Annotated in this window: 12 protein-coding genes; 5 read left to right on the top strand and 7 right to left on the bottom strand. The window is 73.6% G+C overall.

Features of this window, described 5'->3' with window-relative positions:
- Positions 1–94 precede the first annotated feature (94 nt).
- The 5 genes from OIE49_RS13300 (at position 95) to OIE49_RS13280 (ending at position 5072) form a co-directional block, all read left to right on the top strand.
- Complete coding sequence (locus tag OIE49_RS13300) at positions 95–1498, top strand: Cys-Gln thioester bond-forming surface protein (protein WP_442812232.1); 1404 nt, start codon at positions 95–97, stop codon at positions 1496–1498.
- A gap of 61 nt (positions 1499–1559) precedes the next feature.
- Positions 1560–1877 carry a hypothetical protein gene (locus OIE49_RS13295; protein WP_326802498.1) on the top strand — a complete coding sequence of 106 codons (318 nt, stop codon included), beginning with the start codon at positions 1560–1562 and terminating at the stop codon, positions 1875–1877.
- Between the two features lie 382 nt (positions 1878–2259).
- A complete protein-coding gene (ettA, locus tag OIE49_RS13290; RefSeq protein WP_100566784.1) occupies positions 2260–3924 on the top strand; it encodes an energy-dependent translational throttle protein EttA in 1665 nt (554 codons plus the stop codon).
- Between the two features lie 9 nt (positions 3925–3933).
- Positions 3934–4350: an acyl-CoA thioesterase gene (locus OIE49_RS13285; protein WP_326802497.1), complete on the top strand. Its 417-nt coding sequence runs from the start codon at positions 3934–3936 to the stop codon at positions 4348–4350.
- A complete protein-coding gene (locus OIE49_RS13280; RefSeq protein ID WP_326802496.1) occupies positions 4347–5072 on the top strand; it encodes a hypothetical protein in 726 nt (241 codons plus the stop codon). Before OIE49_RS13285 ends, OIE49_RS13280 begins: the two co-directional genes overlap by 4 nt.
- A 13-nt stretch (positions 5073–5085) precedes the next feature.
- Here the strand turns inward: OIE49_RS13280 and OIE49_RS13275 are convergent, their stop codons facing one another.
- The 7 genes from OIE49_RS13275 to OIE49_RS13245 all read right to left on the bottom strand — a co-directional run bounded on the left by OIE49_RS13275 (position 5086) and on the right by OIE49_RS13245 (position 17233).
- Entirely contained in the window at positions 5086–6045 is a 960-nt protein-coding gene (locus OIE49_RS13275; protein WP_326802495.1) for an ABC transporter ATP-binding protein, read from the bottom strand.
- A 70-nt stretch (positions 6046–6115) separates the two neighbouring features.
- Positions 6116–8866 (bottom strand): ABC transporter permease, encoded by a 2751-nt coding sequence (locus tag OIE49_RS13270; RefSeq protein WP_403321833.1) that lies wholly within the window; start codon positions 8864–8866, stop codon positions 6116–6118.
- Between the two features lies 1 nt (position 8867).
- On the bottom strand, positions 8868–12179 hold the full coding sequence (locus OIE49_RS13265; protein WP_326802493.1) for an FtsX-like permease family protein: 3312 nt from the start codon (positions 12177–12179) through the stop codon (positions 8868–8870).
- Positions 12180–12331: 152 nt separating this feature from the next.
- Complete coding sequence (locus tag OIE49_RS13260) at positions 12332–12736, bottom strand: globin (RefSeq protein ID WP_326802492.1); 405 nt, start codon at positions 12734–12736, stop codon at positions 12332–12334.
- A gap of 110 nt (positions 12737–12846) precedes the next feature.
- Positions 12847–14112, bottom strand: a complete 1266-nt coding sequence (locus tag OIE49_RS13255; protein WP_326802491.1) for an FHA domain-containing protein — start codon at positions 14110–14112, stop codon at positions 12847–12849.
- A 93-nt stretch (positions 14113–14205) separates the two neighbouring features.
- A complete protein-coding gene (locus OIE49_RS13250) occupies positions 14206–15552 on the bottom strand; it encodes a VWA domain-containing protein (RefSeq protein ID WP_326802490.1) in 1347 nt (448 codons plus the stop codon).
- Positions 15553–15688: 136 nt separating this feature from the next.
- A complete protein-coding gene (locus tag OIE49_RS13245) occupies positions 15689–17233 on the bottom strand; it encodes a protein phosphatase 2C domain-containing protein (RefSeq protein WP_442812346.1) in 1545 nt (514 codons plus the stop codon).
- Position 17234 lies beyond the last annotated feature (1 nt).

The raw sequence follows: 17234 nt of genomic DNA, 5'->3' as shown, positions 1-17234 counted from the left end.
CGGACACAGCTCTCTGGGCTTGTCACTGGGCTTGAAGATTCTGCCGGTGGGACCGCACCCCCACGTCAACGGGTCCTGCTCGAAGGGGATTTCTGTGTTTGCTTACTCTGCGCCGTCCGCGCGCAGGCGGGGGGCGGCTCGGCTCGCCGCCGCCACCCTGGTCTCCGGTTTCGTCGCCGCCGGTCTGATGACCGCCGCCGGCCCGGCCGCCGCTGACGGCATGCCGCAGAGTCCGGGCGGCGCGACCGCCACCATCGGCAGTCTGAAGACCTACGGCACCGCCGTCATCCATGACGGCGGCGATGACCACCAGGTCTCCGCGGGCCTGTTCGAGATGTCCGTCGACGGCGGCGGGACCCTGCAGACGTACTGCATAGACGTGCACAACCCCACGCAGCGGGACGCCAAGTACCGCGAGACGCCGTGGAGCGGCACCTCGCTGGCCACGAACATGAACGCCGGGAAGATCCGCTGGATCCTGCAGAACTCCTACCCGCAGGTCAACGATCTCGCGGCGCTCGCCGAGAAGGCCGGCGTCAGGAACCTCACCGAGCAGGACGCGGCGGCCGGCACCCAGGTGGCCATCTGGCGCTACTCCGACGGCGCGGACGTCGACGCCGTCGACCCGCGGGCCGAGAAGCTCGCGGACTACCTGGAGAAGAGCGCCGGTGACCTGCCCGAGCCGCGCGCCTCGCTCACCCTCGACCCGCCCGCGGTCTCCGGTCACCCGGGCGAGCGGCTCGGCCCGGTGACGGTGCACACCAACGCGAGCAGTGTGACCCTGACACCTCCGGCGGGCGCCGCCACCAGCGGTGTGCGGATCGTCGGCAAGAAGGGCGAGGAGATCACGTCCGCCCAGGACGGCAGCCAGGTGTTCTTCGACGTGCCCGAGGACGCCGGGGACGGCTCGGCGACACTGACCGCGCAGGCCTCCACCACGGTGCCGGTCGGCCGCGCCTTCACCTCCGACAGCCGCAGCCAGACCCAGATCCTGGCCGGCTCCAGCGAGTCCACGGTCTCCGCCACCAGCGGCGCGACCTGGGCCGCCGGGGGCGCGATACCCGCCCTGTCCGCGGTGAAGAACTGCGCCAAGGGCGCTCTGGAGATCAGCGCGGCCAACAAGGGCGACGAGCCGTTCACCTTCGAGCTGATGGACACCCGGTACACCATCGCCGCGGGCGGGTCCGAGACGATCATGATCCCGCTCCAGGAGGACCAGGCGTACGACTTCACGATCAGGGACCCCGGCGGCAACGCGCAGCGCTTCGCCGGCGTCCTCGACTGCCGCACCCACGGCAGCCCGAGCGGCACCGTGACCCAGACCGTCGGCGAACCCACCCCCGTCATGGCGGGAGGCGACATCTCGCCCAATCCCAACCTCGCCGAGACCGGCGGTACCAGCACCACTCCGCTGATCGCCGCCATCGGCCTCAGCCTGCTGGTTCTGGGCGCCACGGCCCTGAGCATCGTCCACAAGAGGAAGAGCGCCGGGAACTGACCTAGCGTGGTGGGGGGACATCGAGCGGATGCCCGGCACCGGCCGTTGAACGGGGTGTGACATGACCGTGCGCGCGAGCAGGACAGACTCCGACACAGCGCCTGCCGGCGCGCCGGTTCCGATCACCAAGCCGCACGGCGCCCGCGCCGCGGCCGAACGGGTCGTCGAGGGTGACACGGTGACCGTCTCCCTGGGCGGTCTCCGCTTCGAACTGCCGCCGCGTGACCAGCTCGCCTACCTCGCGGGCCTCGGTCTCCTCACGGCGTTCGACCTCATCGAGTGGCCGGTCGCGCTCGCCATCGCCGTCGGCCACGAACTGGCCCGCACCCACCGCGGCAAAACCCTCCGCGAGTTCGGCGACGCCCTGGAACAGGCATGAGCCACTCGTCCCCACCGGGCCCGCGGGCTCTTCGCGTGCCCGGTAGGGACGCCCGGAGCTGCGGGCGGACGCTGCCCGTGTAACGGTGCCGCACCGCGCACAGCCGGGCCAGGTCCTTCTAGAAGCCCCCGGTGTCGGCGGCGCCGACAGGCTCGGGGGTCGGCAGCTCTTCGCAGGCCCCCCAAGCAGCGTGTGAGACGTCTGTCAGACCCGAGGCACGGACCTCGACGGCAACCCGCGGTGACGGACAGGCCTCAGCCGCCAGCAGCGAAGCCGCAGGTCACAGCCCCCCGGCCGCACGCGTTTCCTCCCAGGGGTGGCGGTACGGCAAGATGGGGTGTATCTGCCCACTGCCTGATTTCAAGCTGCCGGACGGTTTCTCTTGGCTGAGTTCATTTACACCATGCGCAAGGCGCGCAAGGCGCACGGCGACAAGGTGATTCTCGACGACGTCACCCTGAACTTCCTTCCGGGTGCCAAGATCGGCGTCGTCGGTCCGAACGGTGCCGGTAAGTCGACCGTGCTGAAGATCATGGCGGGGCTGGAGCAGCCGTCCAACGGTGACGCGTACCTGTCGCCCGGCTACAGCGTCGGCATCCTGCTGCAGGAGCCCCCGCTGACCGAGGACAAGACGGTCCTTGAGAACGTCCAGGAGGGCGTCGCCGAGATCAAGGGCAAGCTCGACCGGTTCAACGAGATCGCCGAGCTCATGGCCACTGACTACTCCGACGCGCTGCTCGACGAGATGGGCAAGCTCCAGGAGGAGCTCGACCACGCCAACGCCTGGGACCTCGACGCCCAGCTGGAGCAGGCCATGGACGCCCTGGGCTGCCCGCCCGGCGACTGGGCCGTCACCAAGCTCTCCGGTGGTGAGCGCCGCCGTGTCGCGCTGTGCAAGCTGCTCCTCGAGCAGCCCGACCTGCTGCTGCTCGACGAGCCCACCAACCACCTCGACGCCGAGTCGGTGAACTGGCTCGAGCAGCACCTGGCCAAGTACGAGGGCACCGTCGTGGCCGTCACCCACGACCGGTACTTCCTGGACAACGTCGCCGGCTGGATCTGCGAGGTGGACCGCGGCCGCCTCCACGGCTACGAGGGCAACTACTCCAAGTACCTGGAGACCAAGGCCACCCGCCTCAAGGTCGAGGGCCAGAAGGACGCCAAGCGGCAGAAGCGGCTCAAGGACGAGCTGGAGTGGGTGCGGTCCAACGCCAAGGGGCGGCAGGCCAAGTCCAAGGCGCGTCTGGCCCGCTACGAGGAGATGGCCGCCGAGGCCGAGAAGATGCGGAAGCTGGACTTCGAGGAGATCCAGATCCCGCCGGGCCCGCGCCTGGGCAGCATCGTCGTCGAGGTCAACAACCTCAACAAGGCCTTCGGCGAGAAGGTCCTCATCGACGACCTCTCCTTCACGCTGCCCCGCAACGGCATCGTCGGCGTCATCGGTCCGAACGGCGCGGGCAAGACCACGCTGTTCAAGATGATCCAGGGCTTCGAGGAGCCGGACTCCGGCAGCATCAAGGTCGGCGAGACCGTCAAGATCTCGTACGTCGACCAGAGCCGGGCGAACATCGACCCGAAGAAGACGCTGTGGGCCGTCGTCTCCGACGAGCTGGACTACATCAACGTCGGCCAGGTCGAGATGCCGTCCCGGGCGTACGTGTCCGCGTTCGGCTTCAAGGGCCCGGACCAGCAGAAGCCCGCCGGTGTGCTCTCCGGCGGTGAGCGCAACCGCCTCAACCTGGCGCTCACCCTGAAGCAGGGCGGCAACCTGCTGCTCCTCGACGAGCCGACCAACGACCTCGACGTCGAGACCCTGTCCAGCCTGGAGAACGCGCTCCTCGAGTTCCCCGGCTGCGCCGTCGTCGTCTCCCACGACCGGTGGTTCCTGGACCGCGTGGCGACGCACATCCTCGCCTACGAGGGCGAGTCCAAGTGGTTCTGGTTCGAGGGCAACTTCGAGTCGTACGAGAAGAACAAGATCGAGCGGCTCGGCCCGGACGCCGCACGGCCGCACCGCGCCACCTACAAGAAGCTGACCCGGGGCTGATCGAAGCAGATGCGCCACATCTACCGCTGCCCGCTGCGCTGGGCGGACATGGACGCGTACGGCCACGTCAACAACGTGGTGTTCCTCCGCTACCTGGAGGAGGCACGCATCGATTTCCTGTTCCGCCCGGACAAGGAGTTCAAGCAGGGGTCCGTGGTGGCGCGTCACGAGATCGACTACAAGCGCCAGCTCGTCCACCGGCACGCGCCGGTGGACATCGAGCTGTGGGTCACCGAGATCAAGGCGGCGTCCTTCACCCTCACCTACGAGGTCAAGGACGGCGACCAGATCTATGTCCGCGCCTCGACGGTGATCGTGCCGTTCGACTTCGAGGCGCAGCGCCCGCGCCGGATCACCGCGGAGGAGCGCGAGTTCCTCGAGGAGTACACCGACGCGGGCGACAAGGAGGAGGCCGTCGCCGCATGACGGTCCTCCACCTCGCCGACGAGACGGAGGCGGCGGACCTCGCCGCCTTCCTCTCCCGGCTGCTGCACTACGACCGTTCCGCCGCGGTGCGGCTCCAGGCGGCGGGAACCGCGCTCGCAGTCTTCGGACGGCCGGCGTCCTTCGAGGTGCTGGCGGTGCGCACGGTGCGGCTCGCCGAGCCGTACCGGAACGAGCCCGACACCACCCTCGACGTGACCGTCTCCGCCGGTGAACTGCTTGAGTCCGTCGACGAGTCGACGGTCACGGCCGTCGTCCCGGCGGCGGTGACCGGGCCGCCGTGGGCGGGCGTCCTGCCCCCGCGCGGCGGCTGGCGGACCGAGCCGGGTCTGCCTCCGGCCGGCGCCCTGGGTGCGACGGTGGCCGCCGCGGTCACCGAGTTCCGTACCCGTACGGGGGAGTTGGCGCAGGAGCACCGCACACGCGCCGAACTCGACCGGATCGGGCGGGAGATCTGGTCCCGGCTGGTCGGCGGGACCCAACTGCCCGTGCGAGCCGTGCACGCGGCGCAGTCGCTGCGGTTCCTCAGGCCGCCCGCCACTGCCGGCGAGGGCGTTAACTCACGGCCCCCGGCGGCCTCCGGCGAGGAGGACCTCGCGCTGCTCTCGTCGGGGACTTGGCTGCGGCTGCGGACCCCGTACGGGTCGATCGCGGTACGGCGCGCGGAAGCCGGACTCGGCAGCCTGGGCGTCAGCGTCCGCTGACCGCGAGCGGCGCTCAGCTTCCCTCGCTGTCGTCCGGCCGCACCGCGATGTGGTCGGGTTCCAGCTCCAGCGCCACCCGGTCACGCATCCCCAGGGCCCGCGTGTACTCGGCGGGCAGTTGCAGACGGCCGGCCCGGTCGAGCATGGCGTACTCGCGGCTCACCAGCGTCTCGTCGCCGGTCGCCTCGTCCACCTCGCTGCGGCGCAGCACCTCGGTGGAGGTGCGGCCGTCGCGGATGGCGACCGTGCGGCGGACCTCGCCGGCCACCGTCTGGTCGTGGGTGACGATGACGACGGTCGTGCCCAGACGCTCGTTGGCGGTGCGGAAGGCGGCGAAGATCTGCTCGCCGGTGTGGGAGTCCAGTTCGCCGGTGGGCTCGTCGGCGAGCAGCACCGCGGGGTTGTTGGCGAGGGCCACCGCGATCGCCACCCGCTGCTGCTGGCCGCCCGACATCTGGTGCGGGCGGCGGTCCCGGCAGTCGCCCACCCCCAGCAACTCCAGTAGTTCCACGGCACGTTCGGCCTTGGCGCGGCGGCTTCGCCCGCGGTCACCGGACAACTGCATTGGCAGTTCGACGTTCTGTGTCGCCGTCAGGTACGGCAGCAGGTTGCGGGCGGTCTGCTGCCAGACGAAGCCGACGACCTCGCGGCGGTAGCGGAGACGGTCCTTCGCGGTCATGGCGAGCAGGTCGTGGTCCCCGACCCGGGCCGCGCCTGCCGTGGGCGTGTCCAGCCCGGCGAGGATGTTCATCAGGGTGGACTTGCCGCTGCCGGAGGCGCCGACGAGGGCCATCAGTTCGCCCTCGCGGACCAGCAGGTCCAGGCCCTGGAGGGCCTGGACCTCCACGCCGTCGGCGGTGAAGATGCGGACCAGGCGGTCGCAGCTGATCACCGCGTCGTGCCCGTAGGCCGGGCGGGTGCGGCTCGCGGTGGCGCGCTCGGCCAGGTCGGCCAGCGTGGGGTTCGTCGTCATCGGGGCTCTCCTGCGCGGCGGCTACGGCGGCTACGGCGGCTACTGCGGCTGTGGCGGTCGTCCGGTCGGTTCATCTCGCGTCCCCCGCTCTCAGCTCCCGCACCGATCCCCTGCGTCCCGTCCACCACGCCTGGCCCACGGCGATGCCCACCGTCAGCAGCAGCACGGCCACGGCCGGCAGGGCCAGCGAGAGGGGATCGGTCCGCAGCTCGTTCCCGCCGGCGGACAGCGCCGACGACGGCAGCGCGACGGCCGTCAGGTCGATGCCGGGCGAGAGCAGCAGGACGGTCGCCCAGCCCGTCAGCGCTCCGCCCGCCGCGGCGAGCAGCGCCTGGGGCAGCGACTCCAGGACGAGCAGGCGGCGGCCCTGCGCGCGAGTGAGGCCCATGGTGCGCAGGCGGGCGAGGAGCGCGGCCCGCTCGGGGGCTGCCCGCAGCAGTGCGAGGAGCAGCGCCAGGACGGCGTAGCCGGCACCGGCGGCCACCGCCACCATGTAGATGCGCTCTGCGCCGGACTGGAGGGGCGAGTCGACGTACTCGCCGCGTTCCCCGGCCCGCGTCGTCACGGACACGTCCGTGCCTGCCGCCCGGCGCAGGGCGCCCGCCTCGAGGTGGTCGCCGGTCAGCAGCAGCGCGCTCGTACGGGCCTTCTCGCGGCTCAGCCCGGCCCGGTCCACGACCAGGAAGTCGGTGCCGATGACGGCCGGAGTCCGGTCCCGGACGACGGCGATCCGGATGCTCACCTCGGTCCCGTCGCCGAGCTGCAGCGACAACGGCTGGGTGCCGTACTTCTCGGCGACCGAGGGGGAGGCCAGTGCCGGCAGCGGAGCCCCGGAGTCGGCGGGCCGCCGCAACCGCTCCTCGGGGAAGGCGCCGAGCCCGGTGCGTTCGGCCAGGGACGCGTAGGCCGCCGGGTCGACGCCCGCCACGGATGTCCGCGCGTTCGTCTCCGTCCTGGCCTGGTAGTCCATGCTCACTTCGGTGACGGTCCGCACGCCCGGTGCCCGGCGGACCCGGTCGGACAGCCCGTCCGGCAGCGGTTCGGTGCCCTCGACGCGGGCGTCGGCGCCGACGGCGAGCAGGGCCGCCTGGTCGCGGGCCCCGGCCACCCCGGCCAGTACGGAGCCGCCGAAGGCGGCGGTGGTGAGCGCGGTCAGCAGTGCCAGCAGGGGCAGCACCGACGGGACGGACGTGCGGCCCGCGCGGGCCAGGGACAGATGGCCCACCACCCCGCGCAGCCGGCCGGCCGGACGCATCAGCCAGCGCAACGGCCACGGGTACAGGCGGACCAGCACCAGGGCCGCGATCACACCCACCAGCACCGGTGCCAGGGACACCAGTTGGCCCCCCGAACCGTCCGAGGCGCCGGCGTCCTCCGCGGAACCCGCGACCCCGTACCGCCGCAGTGCCTCCACCGCTGCCGCCGCGATCACCAGCAGCGTCAGCTCGGCGACCGTACGGCGCTGGGAGGGACGTACGGACACCGTGTCCTCGCGCGGTCCGTGGACGCGGACCGCGCGGTGCGCGATCACGGCGCGTACGGGCAGCGCGGCACAGGCGACGACGGTGACCACGGCGGCCGCGAGCACGGCGTAACCCGGACGGCCTCCGGGGACGGCGAGCAGGGCCGCACCCAGTCCGAGCGCCCCGGCGGGCACGGCGACCACCGCCGTCTCGGCGATCAGCCGGCCCGCCAGACCGGGCAGGGAGGCGCCGCGGGCGCGCAGCAGGGTGAGTTCGAGGCGGCGGCGGTCGGCGGCCAGGCCACCGGCCATCAGCAGGACCACGGCGGCGACCGTCGCGCTGCCGAACGCGGCGACCGCGACCAGCGGGGTGATGCCGGAGCTCAGCCGGCTGTAGGACAGGAGGACGTCGTCGAGGCTGGTGTCCACCTGTGCGGCGGGATCGGTGGCCGCACGCATGCGCACCAGGCCCGGCCCGGACTTCAGGCTCGCGACCGCGGACTTCAGGCCCTCCAGGTCGTGGGCGTGCAGGGAGCGGGGGTCGGGAGCCACCTGCCAGTAGCGCAGGGGGTTCCCCGCGGTGCCCGTCAGGGCGGGCGCGGCCTCGGACGGCAGGAGCAGGGCGCCGAGCCAGTACTTCGGTGGTTCGGGACTGTCCGAGAGCACCTCCATCAGAGCCGGGGTGCGCAGCAGCGGCATGGTCGACCAGTAGGCGCCGTCGGGCTCGCGCGGGGTGAGTATGCCGGTGACGCGGACCACGAGCGGCGGGCCGGACATGGCGGGTACGTGGATGACCGAACCCACCTTGATGTGCAGGCTCCTGGCCGTCGCGGCGCTGACGGCGGCCTCCACGTCCAGGGTCGAGGCCGTCACCCGCCCGGTCGCCCGAGGCACCCGGCCCTCGCGCACCGAGGAGTGCTCGGCCAGCCCGCCGGGCGCGACCAGGCGCACCTTCGCGGGCAGCCCGCTGGGCTGGGGGATCCAGGGGTCGTGGACGGCGAGGGCGGTGACGTTCGTGACCCCGTACGACGACTGGCCGGGGTCGGCGACCAGCGGGCGCGGGACGGTGTCGAGGACCTTGGCCTGTTGCCGGCCCAGGGCGGGCGGCAGCAGTGCCTGCTCACGCTGCCGGTCCGAGGCCTCGGCGTCGGGCAGCGGGGCGTACATCGTGAAGGTGGTGCGCGGCGGGGTCGCCCGGTCGACGGCCCGGGCCAGACCGGCGCTCTCGTACCGGTCGAGCGCGCGGGGGAACGCGGCCGCCAGGCACGCGGTCAGCGCGACCAGCAGGGCGAGGGCGGCCGCGGCACCCGGCGCGGTGCGCAGGCGTACCCGGACCCAGGCGGGAGTGACGGCGTTCAGCTCACTCACCTCCGCGGTCTCGAAGGGACAGCGCCGGGTCGGGCCGGCGCAGGATCAGCACCGCCGTGACGACGAGCGGCGCGGCGGCGACGGCCGTGAGCAGCAGGGCCACCCGGGCGGCCGGCAGTTCGACCAGGACGGCCGGCAGCGGTTTCGTGGCCTGCCCGGTCAGCACGATCAGCGGGATCACGGCGCGGGCCAGCACGGCGCCCAGGGCCGCGCCGACCGCCACCGCCAGGGCCACCAGCACGCCCTGCTCGACGGCGAGCGTCCGGGCCAGCTGGCGGCGCGGGGTGCCGAGCGCGCACAGGACGGCGAACTCGGCGTCCCGCTCCCTCCGGGTCCCGACCGCGCCGACCACGAAGCCGACGGCGGCCAGCGCCGCCGCGACCACGGCGGCCGCGGTGAAGGCGGCCGCCGGCCCGGCGCCGAACGGGTCGTCGCGCAACTGGTCGGCGATCTCGTCCCGCACGATCACCTGCTCCGGGTCGACGTCGGGCAGGGCCCGCAGGACCGCGGCCACGTCCGCCGACCGGTGGGGGTCGGTGCGCAGCCACCATTCGGTGGGCGCGGCCCGGCCGCCGGAGCCCGACTGGAGCAGCCGGTTGTACGAACGCAGGTCCAACAGCAGACCTCCGCCGTCGTGCACGGCGTCCGGGGAACCGCCTTGTTCGCCGACGCCCGTGGTCGGCAGCGCCCGTACCGCACGCACGATCCGGACCGGAACGCTCTGGCCGGCGACGGTCACGTCCACCCGCTGCCCCTCGTGGGCGCTCGTGGACTCCAGGAAGCGGTCGGTCGCCACGGCCGCGATCTCCGGCTGCGCGGGCTGCACCACCTGGAGCTGCACCGTCACCGTGCCCGAGGCCCGGACCTGGTCGTGCGGCACGTATCCGGTGCCGTAGGTGACGGTCAGCGGGCGGGCGGACGTCACGGCCGCCTTGGCCGGGGCGGCGTCGGCGGGAGGCGAGGCGTTGGTGCTGACGGCCGAGGTCGCCGTCCAGGCCGTCGGCGCGCTCAGGCGTCGTACCGTCCCGTCGATGCCGGTGGCGGTCGCCTCGGAGACGGTGAGGTGGTGCCGCTCGGCGACGTCGAAGGGCTGGCTCAGGGACAGGTCGAGGCCGACGAGGGTGAGGGGCCCGATGCCCGCGGGGAGGTCCAGGTCCAGGGGGTGCGAGCGGCCGTCGGCGGGCAGGGTGCCCATCGGCACGCGGTACAGCGCCCCGCGGTCGTCCTCGACGGTGACCGCCAGGTCCACCGGCATCCTCGTACCGGAGCCGCGGATGGCGGCCGTCAGCCGCAGGCGGGCCGTCCCGGCGGGCACCTTCAGTCCCGCCGTCGGGCTCTTCGGGGCGAGCCCCGCCAGCAGCGACCGCACCGGCTGCGACGCCAGGTCGGAGCGCATCAGCAGCGTGTCCGCCGCGTTCGCGGTGTCCAGCGCGATCAGGGTCGCGGTGCGGTCGCCGGCCAGCGGCAGCGGGGCGCGGACGGCGGGGGCGGCGGAGCGTACGGGCGGGATGGCCGCGTACTGCTCGGTGCGGCCGAGTTCCCCCTCGCCGGCGGCCAGCACGCGCACCGGCGCACCCGCCCGGAAGTCGGCCTGGTCGTCCTGCGAACGGTTCCAGGAGGCGTCCTGACCGATCGCCAGCATGCCCAGCGCGACGGCGAGCACGAGCAGCAGCACCGGCCCGGCGCCGCGCATGGGGCGGCGGCTGAACTGCCAGCCCGCCAGTGCGGCCGGCAGCCCGCGGCCCCCGGTCGCACGGCGCTCGGCCAGCCGGGCCACCGGCGGCAGCAGCCGCAGCGTCAGTACCGTTCCGGCCAGCAGGGCCAGCGCGGGCGCGACGACCAGCAGCGGGTCGATGCCGAGCGTGCCCGTGAGGTCGCCGCCGACCGCGCCGGAGGGGTGCCGGTTCAGCTGCCAGTACGCCACACCGGCCACCGCCAGCAGGCCAAGGTCCGCGCCGGCGCGCAGTGGCGCGGGCAGCGGACGGGACCGCGGTCCTGCCGCGAACGACGAGGTCAGCGCGGGCAGCGTCACCGCCATCGCACAGCCGAGGGCCACGGCAGCCGCCACCAGCCAGACCCCGGGACGCCCGGTCGTGGAGATGTCCGGGTGCAGTCCGATCCGGGCCAGGGCGCCCTGCCCGGCCAGCAGCCCGGTCAGCGGCCCCGCCAGCAGCGGCGCGCAGGCCACGGCGGGCACGGCGAGCAGCAGCGCTTCCGTCGCGGCGAGGCCCGCGAGCCGGGCGCGGGAGCCGCCGCGGGCCCGCAGCAGGCGTGTCTCCGCGCCGCGCTCGGTGCTGAGCAGCCGGGCCACCAGCAGCAGCGCGTAGCCGGCCAGCAGCGCCAGTTGGACCGCGGCGATCAGGAGGGTCGAGCGGGCCACGAGCAGGGAGCGGTCGATCCGTTCGAGGACGTCGGGCAGCGAGCTCGTGACCTCCGGTGTGCCGCTCACCACGGTGGACTCCCGCAGGGACGCCGCGCTCTCGCGCACCGCGTCGCGCAGCGCCCCGATCCGCCCGGTCGTCAGCGTGGAGAATTCCGCCGACGCCTGCCACGCGCTCTGCCCCGCGCTCAGCCTGTCGCCGTCGACGACGCCGGGGTCGGTCAGCAGCGGCCCGTACATCGTGAAGCCGATCTTGCGGACGCCCCGGCCGTCCATCTCGTCCAGCCGCCAGTACGGCGCATCGGCGTGGGTGGGGCGGTAGACCCCGGTGATCCGTGCGTGGACCTTCCCGCCGCCGAGGCGGTCGGTGAGGGCGAACCGGGCACCGGCCTTCAGACCGAGGCGCTGCGCGGCGGTCTGCGGCAGCGCGACCTCGACGTCACCCGTCGCCGTCGCGCTGGGCAGGCGTCCGGAGACGAGCCGCACCTGCGTGGGGTCCAGGGCCGCGAAGTAGGTCAGGTCCGGCTCGTCGGCGGAGGCGTCCCTCGCTTCGGCGGAGTCGGGAGCCTGCGGGAGAGTTGCCGGGGGCCGCAGGGACAGCGGCAGACCGTAGGGGCCGGAGCGCACCAGGGTTCGCACGGTGACCGGCAGTCCGTCGAAGGCCTCACGGGCCTGCTCGCGTACTGCGGCGTCGGCGGCCGCGCGCCCCTCGGACTGCGTTTCGCCGCGGACCACCAGGGTGGTGTCGGCGGCGTTGCGCGGGTCCCGCAGGGAGTGGCGCAGCGCCGCGTCGCCGATCGCGCCCGAGTAGGCGGTGAGCGTCGCCAGCACCGCCGTGGTCAGCAGGACCGTGAGCAGAGCGGCGGCCAGCGGCAGCCGGTGCGCCCGTGCCCGCAGCAGGACGAATCCCGTGAACCCCGCCACCCGGCTCCCCCTGCCGTTGTCCAGATCTTTACGCTGATGTTGTCAGAGGGGACACGGCGCGGGTAAGCGGTGGTCGGCCGAGTTTGACCGGATCGTGATCGGATTCCGGCACCGAACGACCGGAATCCGGTACTCAGGTTCTGCGCGGTGGCTCAGTCGGGCGTGTTCACCATCGACGCCGCCGCGTACGTCAGGTAGTTCCACAGCGTCTGCTCGTGCTCCTGCGACAGGCCGATCTCGTCGACGGCCACTCGCATGTGCCGCAGCCAGGCGTCGTGCGCCGCCCGGTCGACCCGGAAGGGCGCGTGCCGCATCCGCAGCCGCGGGTGGCCGCGCCGCTCCCCGTACGTCGTCGGACCGCCCCAGTACTGGATCAGGAACAGCCGCAGCCGCTCCTCGGCCGGTTCCAGGTCCTCCTCGGGATACATCGCCCGCAGCTCGGGGTCCTGGGCCACCCCCTCGTAGAAACGGTGGACCAGCCGGCGGAAGGTCTCCTCGCCGCCGACCTGCTCGTAGAAGGTCTGCTCCTGAAGCGTGCCACGCCGAATCTCATTCACCCGTCCATGCTCTCAGACGGCCGGACGAGGACCGGAGGCCCAGGTCCCTGCCCTGAGGCAGCACCTGGGACCGCCGGTCACGGCGTGATCCGCACCCGAGGCCGGCGCGGCTAGCCGCGCCTGATCGTGATCGTCGTCCACGCGCCCACGTGCACGCGGTCGCCGTCCTGGAGGGGGACCGGCACGAAGGGCTGGATGGGGTCCTCCGAGCCGTTGACCGTGGTGCCGTTGGTCGAGTTCTGGTCGACCACCGCCCAGCTGCCGTCGGGCTGCTGGACCAGCACCGCGTGCTGGTGGGAGACGCCCGGGTCCTCCGGCGGGACCGCCAGGTCGATGTCGGGGGTGTCACCGGTGGAGTGCCGGCGGCGGCCGATGGTGACCTGGTTGCCGGAGAGCGTGCGCTGCTGCTCGGGCGAGTACGCGGGCAGGTTCAGGCCCGTGGCCTCGGGACCCGAGCGGTGCATCATCGCCATGAAGTAGTCGCGGTCCGGACCGATCGTGGCCGTCCAGGTCGCGGGCTGCTGCGGGTGCTGCGGGAAGGCCGGTCCCGGCGGGGCCTGGGTGGCACCCGGCTGCGGGTAGCCGTAGCCGCCCGTCTGGCCGGGACGGCCCGGGACGCCCGGACCGGACGGGCCGCCGGACGGCGGGGAGATCACCCAGTCGTCGTCAGCGCCGCGCTGCGGTCGGCCCGTCTCCTGCGGGAACACGGGCGGAGCCGGCGGGCCGGACTGCTGGTACATCTGCGGGCCACCACCGGGCGCTCCGGGGGCACCGGGCGGCGGCGGAACCGGCCGTGACGGGTCCGCGCCGAAGTTGGGCGGGCCGGGGCGGCCGGGGGGTTCGGTGCCGAAGTTGGGCGGGCCCGGGCGGCCGGGAGGCTCGGTGCCGAAGTTCGGCGGGCCCGGGCGGCCCGGCGGCTCGGTGCCGTAGGGCGGGGCGTGCGGGATCGGCTCGGCGGGCCGGTTCATCTGGGACGGCCGGGAGCCCTGGTACTCGAAGGTGTCGCCGCCGAAGCCCGGGCCGGGCGGCTGCGGGAAACGAGGGGCGGCACCGGGCGGCGCGGCCGGCGTGTACGAGGTCGCCGTGTTCGTCAGGAAGTTCCACCGGCACTCCTCGCAGAACGGCGCCCCGCCCTCGCGGGGCGTACGGCACTGCGGGCAGAGCTGCGGCTCGGAGTCCGGCACGCCGGACAGGTGCGGGTGCCCACCGGGCGCACCCGGGTGGCCGTGGCCGCCGGGCCCCGGCGCGGGCGGGAAGCCGTAGCCCCCGGCCGGGGGCGGCGGGGGAGGCGGAGGCACGGCACCGGCCATGCGGTGACCGCACACCTCGCACCAGTCGTCGGAACCCGACTGGTGTCCGTTCGGGCAGGTCGGCATGTCGGCGCTTCCCCTTCTCCTTCTCCGGCCGCTGCGGCCGGATTTCTCCCACCCCGAGGGGCCGGGCTCGCTGTCCTGTGCGGTGTTCCCGCGTCACTTCTTCACACGAACGGTCTTGGTGGACCGGGTTTCGAGTGTCATCTCGTCGGCCTCTTCGACCTTCGCTTTCAGTCGCACAGTACCCGTCGCGACGTCGACCACGTCCACCACCTTCGCAAGGAGTTTCGCAGTATCCGCGTTCCCCGAAACACCGGCGAGCTGAACGGCCCGGCCCAGTTTGGCCGTTGCTCCATCGAAATCGCCCGCCTTGCGAAGGTCCAGTCCCTGCTGGATGACCTGGGCCAGTTCGGCCTGCCCGGTGTAGTGGGCCACCTGCGGGTTGATCGAGGTGGAGGCGGTCATGTCGTCGGTCCACACGGCCCGTACCAGGCCCTGGGCCCCGAGGTTGTGCGCCGTCCCGTCCGGCGCGGGCACCACCAGGGAGACACGGGCGGCGAGCATCTCCCGGCCGATGCCGGCCGCGGGCACCTCCACACAGAGGTGGTAGTCGCGGGACTCGTCGCCCCAGGAGCCGGTGGGATAGTCCCCGGCGCGTGGGCCCGCCTCGGCCCGGCGGTCGGTCAACTCCTCCACGGCCGGAGCGACTTGTTTGACGAACTTGATGGTCGTACCCACCGGCGTCCACACCCGCAGCCGGACGTCCGCGACCTCCTTGCCCATCGCCGTCTCCATCATCCGCGTGAAGTCGGCGGCGAGGCCCGCCGGGTCGGCGACGATGTCGGCGGTGCCGAGCAGCGCGGAGGCGATCTGTGTGACTTCTTTCACTTCCCAGTCGGTGCCCACACCCCGCGCGTCGCACGTGAAGCGTCCCGCGCACTCGTCGAGCGTCCGCTTCAGGTCCTCCGGGGACTCGTGCTCGTTGCGGCCGTCGGTGAGCAGGATGCCGTGCCGGATGGCGACGTCGGCCGAGGACAGCAGCCGGTCGGCCAGCCGCAGCCAGGTGCCGATGGCCGTGCCGCCGCCCGCGCTGAGCCTGCGCAGCGCCTGCTTGGCCTGGTCGCGGGTGGTCGAGTCGACGACCGCGAGCCGGCCGCCGCCCGGATACACCTCCTTGGCCACGTGCGTGCCGCCGACCACCGCGAAGTGCACACCGTCGCGCAGGGTCTCGATCGCCGCCGCCGTGGCGTCCCGGGCGTTGCGCATCTTCGTCGGCGGGTAGTCCATCGAACCCGAGCAGTCGACCATGATCGCCACCGCGGCGGACGGCCCCTGCCCGGGCGTGTACAGGTGCGGTGCCGCGACCGCGCCGCCGATCGTGCCGCCGCCGGTCGCGGTGACCGTGACGATCGCGTTGACCTCCCGGCCGCCCTCCGGCAGGTACTCGTTCTGGTACACGTCCACCGAGAACTGCGGCACGCTGGACTTCGAGAAATTCGCCATGCTGTCCCAGATCCCCCTCTGGACCCCGTGAACGGGGACGACGACTGTGAACGGACCGGCCCCCGCCGGCCCTCGGAGTTTCGCCGCGCTGAGGGGCCGGCCGGGGGTTTCCGTCACGCGTCCCGGCGTACGTCCCTCAGGCCGATCCTGCCCCCTGCGGCGCGGCCGGGAACGGCAGGACGGCCACTGTTACGTTGTCGTGGCCCCCGCCGTCGAGGGCGTGGCCGACCAGGACCCGGGCGCTGTGCAGCGGACGCACGGCGGCGTCGAGGGGGACGGCGTCGGCCATCTCCCGTGCCGTTTCCGCGTAGTTCCACAGCCCGTCCGTGCACACCACGACCACTCCCGGCCGGTCCGGCTTGAACGACGCCGTGTGCGGCTCCAGTTCGTAGGCGTCCGCGCCGAGCCAGCCGGTGATCGCGTGGGCGCGCTCGTCGGCGTAGGCCTCCGCCTCGGACATCAGGCCCGCCGAGACCATCTGTGCGGCCCACGAGTCGTCCTCGGTGAGCCGGGCCGCGGGCGCGCCGCGGTCCACCGGCACCCAGTAGGCGCGGCTGTCGCCGACCCAGCCGACGACCAGCAGCCCGGGGGTGACCACCGCGCCGACGAACGTGCAGGCCGGCGCGTTCTGATGGGCGGAGTGCCGGCCTTCCGGCGCGGGCTCCCCGGCGATCGCGTCGACCGCCTGCGCGGCGGCGACGATCGCGTCGTGCATGGCCTGCTGCGGGTGCGTGCCCCGGGGCAGCGCGGCCAGCAGCGACTCGCTCGCCGCTCGTGAGGCGGCCAGGGACGCTTCGTCGGGGCGGGTCGCGGAGGAAACGCCGTCGCAGACGACCGCCGCGAGGGCGGGCGAGCCGTCGGGCAGCGCGGTGCGGCCGAGGGCGAAGGCGTCCTCGTTGCGGTGGTGGCGCAGACCGCGGTCGCTGACGGCGGCGATCGGGCCCGACTCCTGTTCCATGTGGTCGCGTTCACGCGGCTGGGCGTGCCCGCAGTTCTCGCAGTAGCCGTCGCTGTCGACCCGGCCGGCCCGGCAGGCCACGCACACGGCGGTGCCCTCGCCCGGGGCGGCGTCGTCGGCGTCGGCGGGAACGCGCGGGTCCGGCGCCTGCAAGGGGTACTCGTCGGGCTCCGCGGGCCGGTCCAGCCGCACGCCGGAGGCGGGTTGCGGTTGAGGCTGCGCGTGTCCTTGCGGCTGCTGCGGCTGTCCCTGAACTGCGGCCTGAGCTGGGGCCGGTGGCTGCGGCTGTCGCGGAGACTGGGCTGCCGGTTGCGGCTGCGGTCCGCCCGCCGCCTGCGCCTGGGCCGTGGGCTGTGTCCGAGGCTCGGGGTGGGGCTGCGCCTGCGGCTGCGGCTGAACCGCCGCCCGGGCCTGGGCATGAGCCTGCGGCTGCGCCTGTCCCTGCGGCTGCGGTTGCCCCTGAGCTGCGGCCTGCGGTTGAGGCTGCCCCTGGGCTGAAGCCTGTGCAGGAGCCTGCGGTTGCGGCAGGGCGGCCGGTTGCGGCTGTGCCTGTCGTGCCGGTGCCGGCAGTGGGGAGCCGTTGGAGTCCGTGCCCGGCAGGTCCGTCGGCAGATGCAGCCGCGGTGGGGCCTCGGAGGCGTCCGGGTGCGGGGCGCGCGGCCATACGGCGTCGTCGGCACGCTCGCCGGGTCCGGCCGGGCGCGGCACACCGCCGCGGTCCATG

Source organism: Streptomyces sp. NBC_01788, assembly GCF_035917575.1.
Taxonomy (GTDB): domain Bacteria; phylum Actinomycetota; class Actinomycetes; order Streptomycetales; family Streptomycetaceae; genus Streptomyces.
Note: the sequence above shows the minus strand (reverse complement) of the source record. Positions and strands in the feature narration are given on the sequence as shown.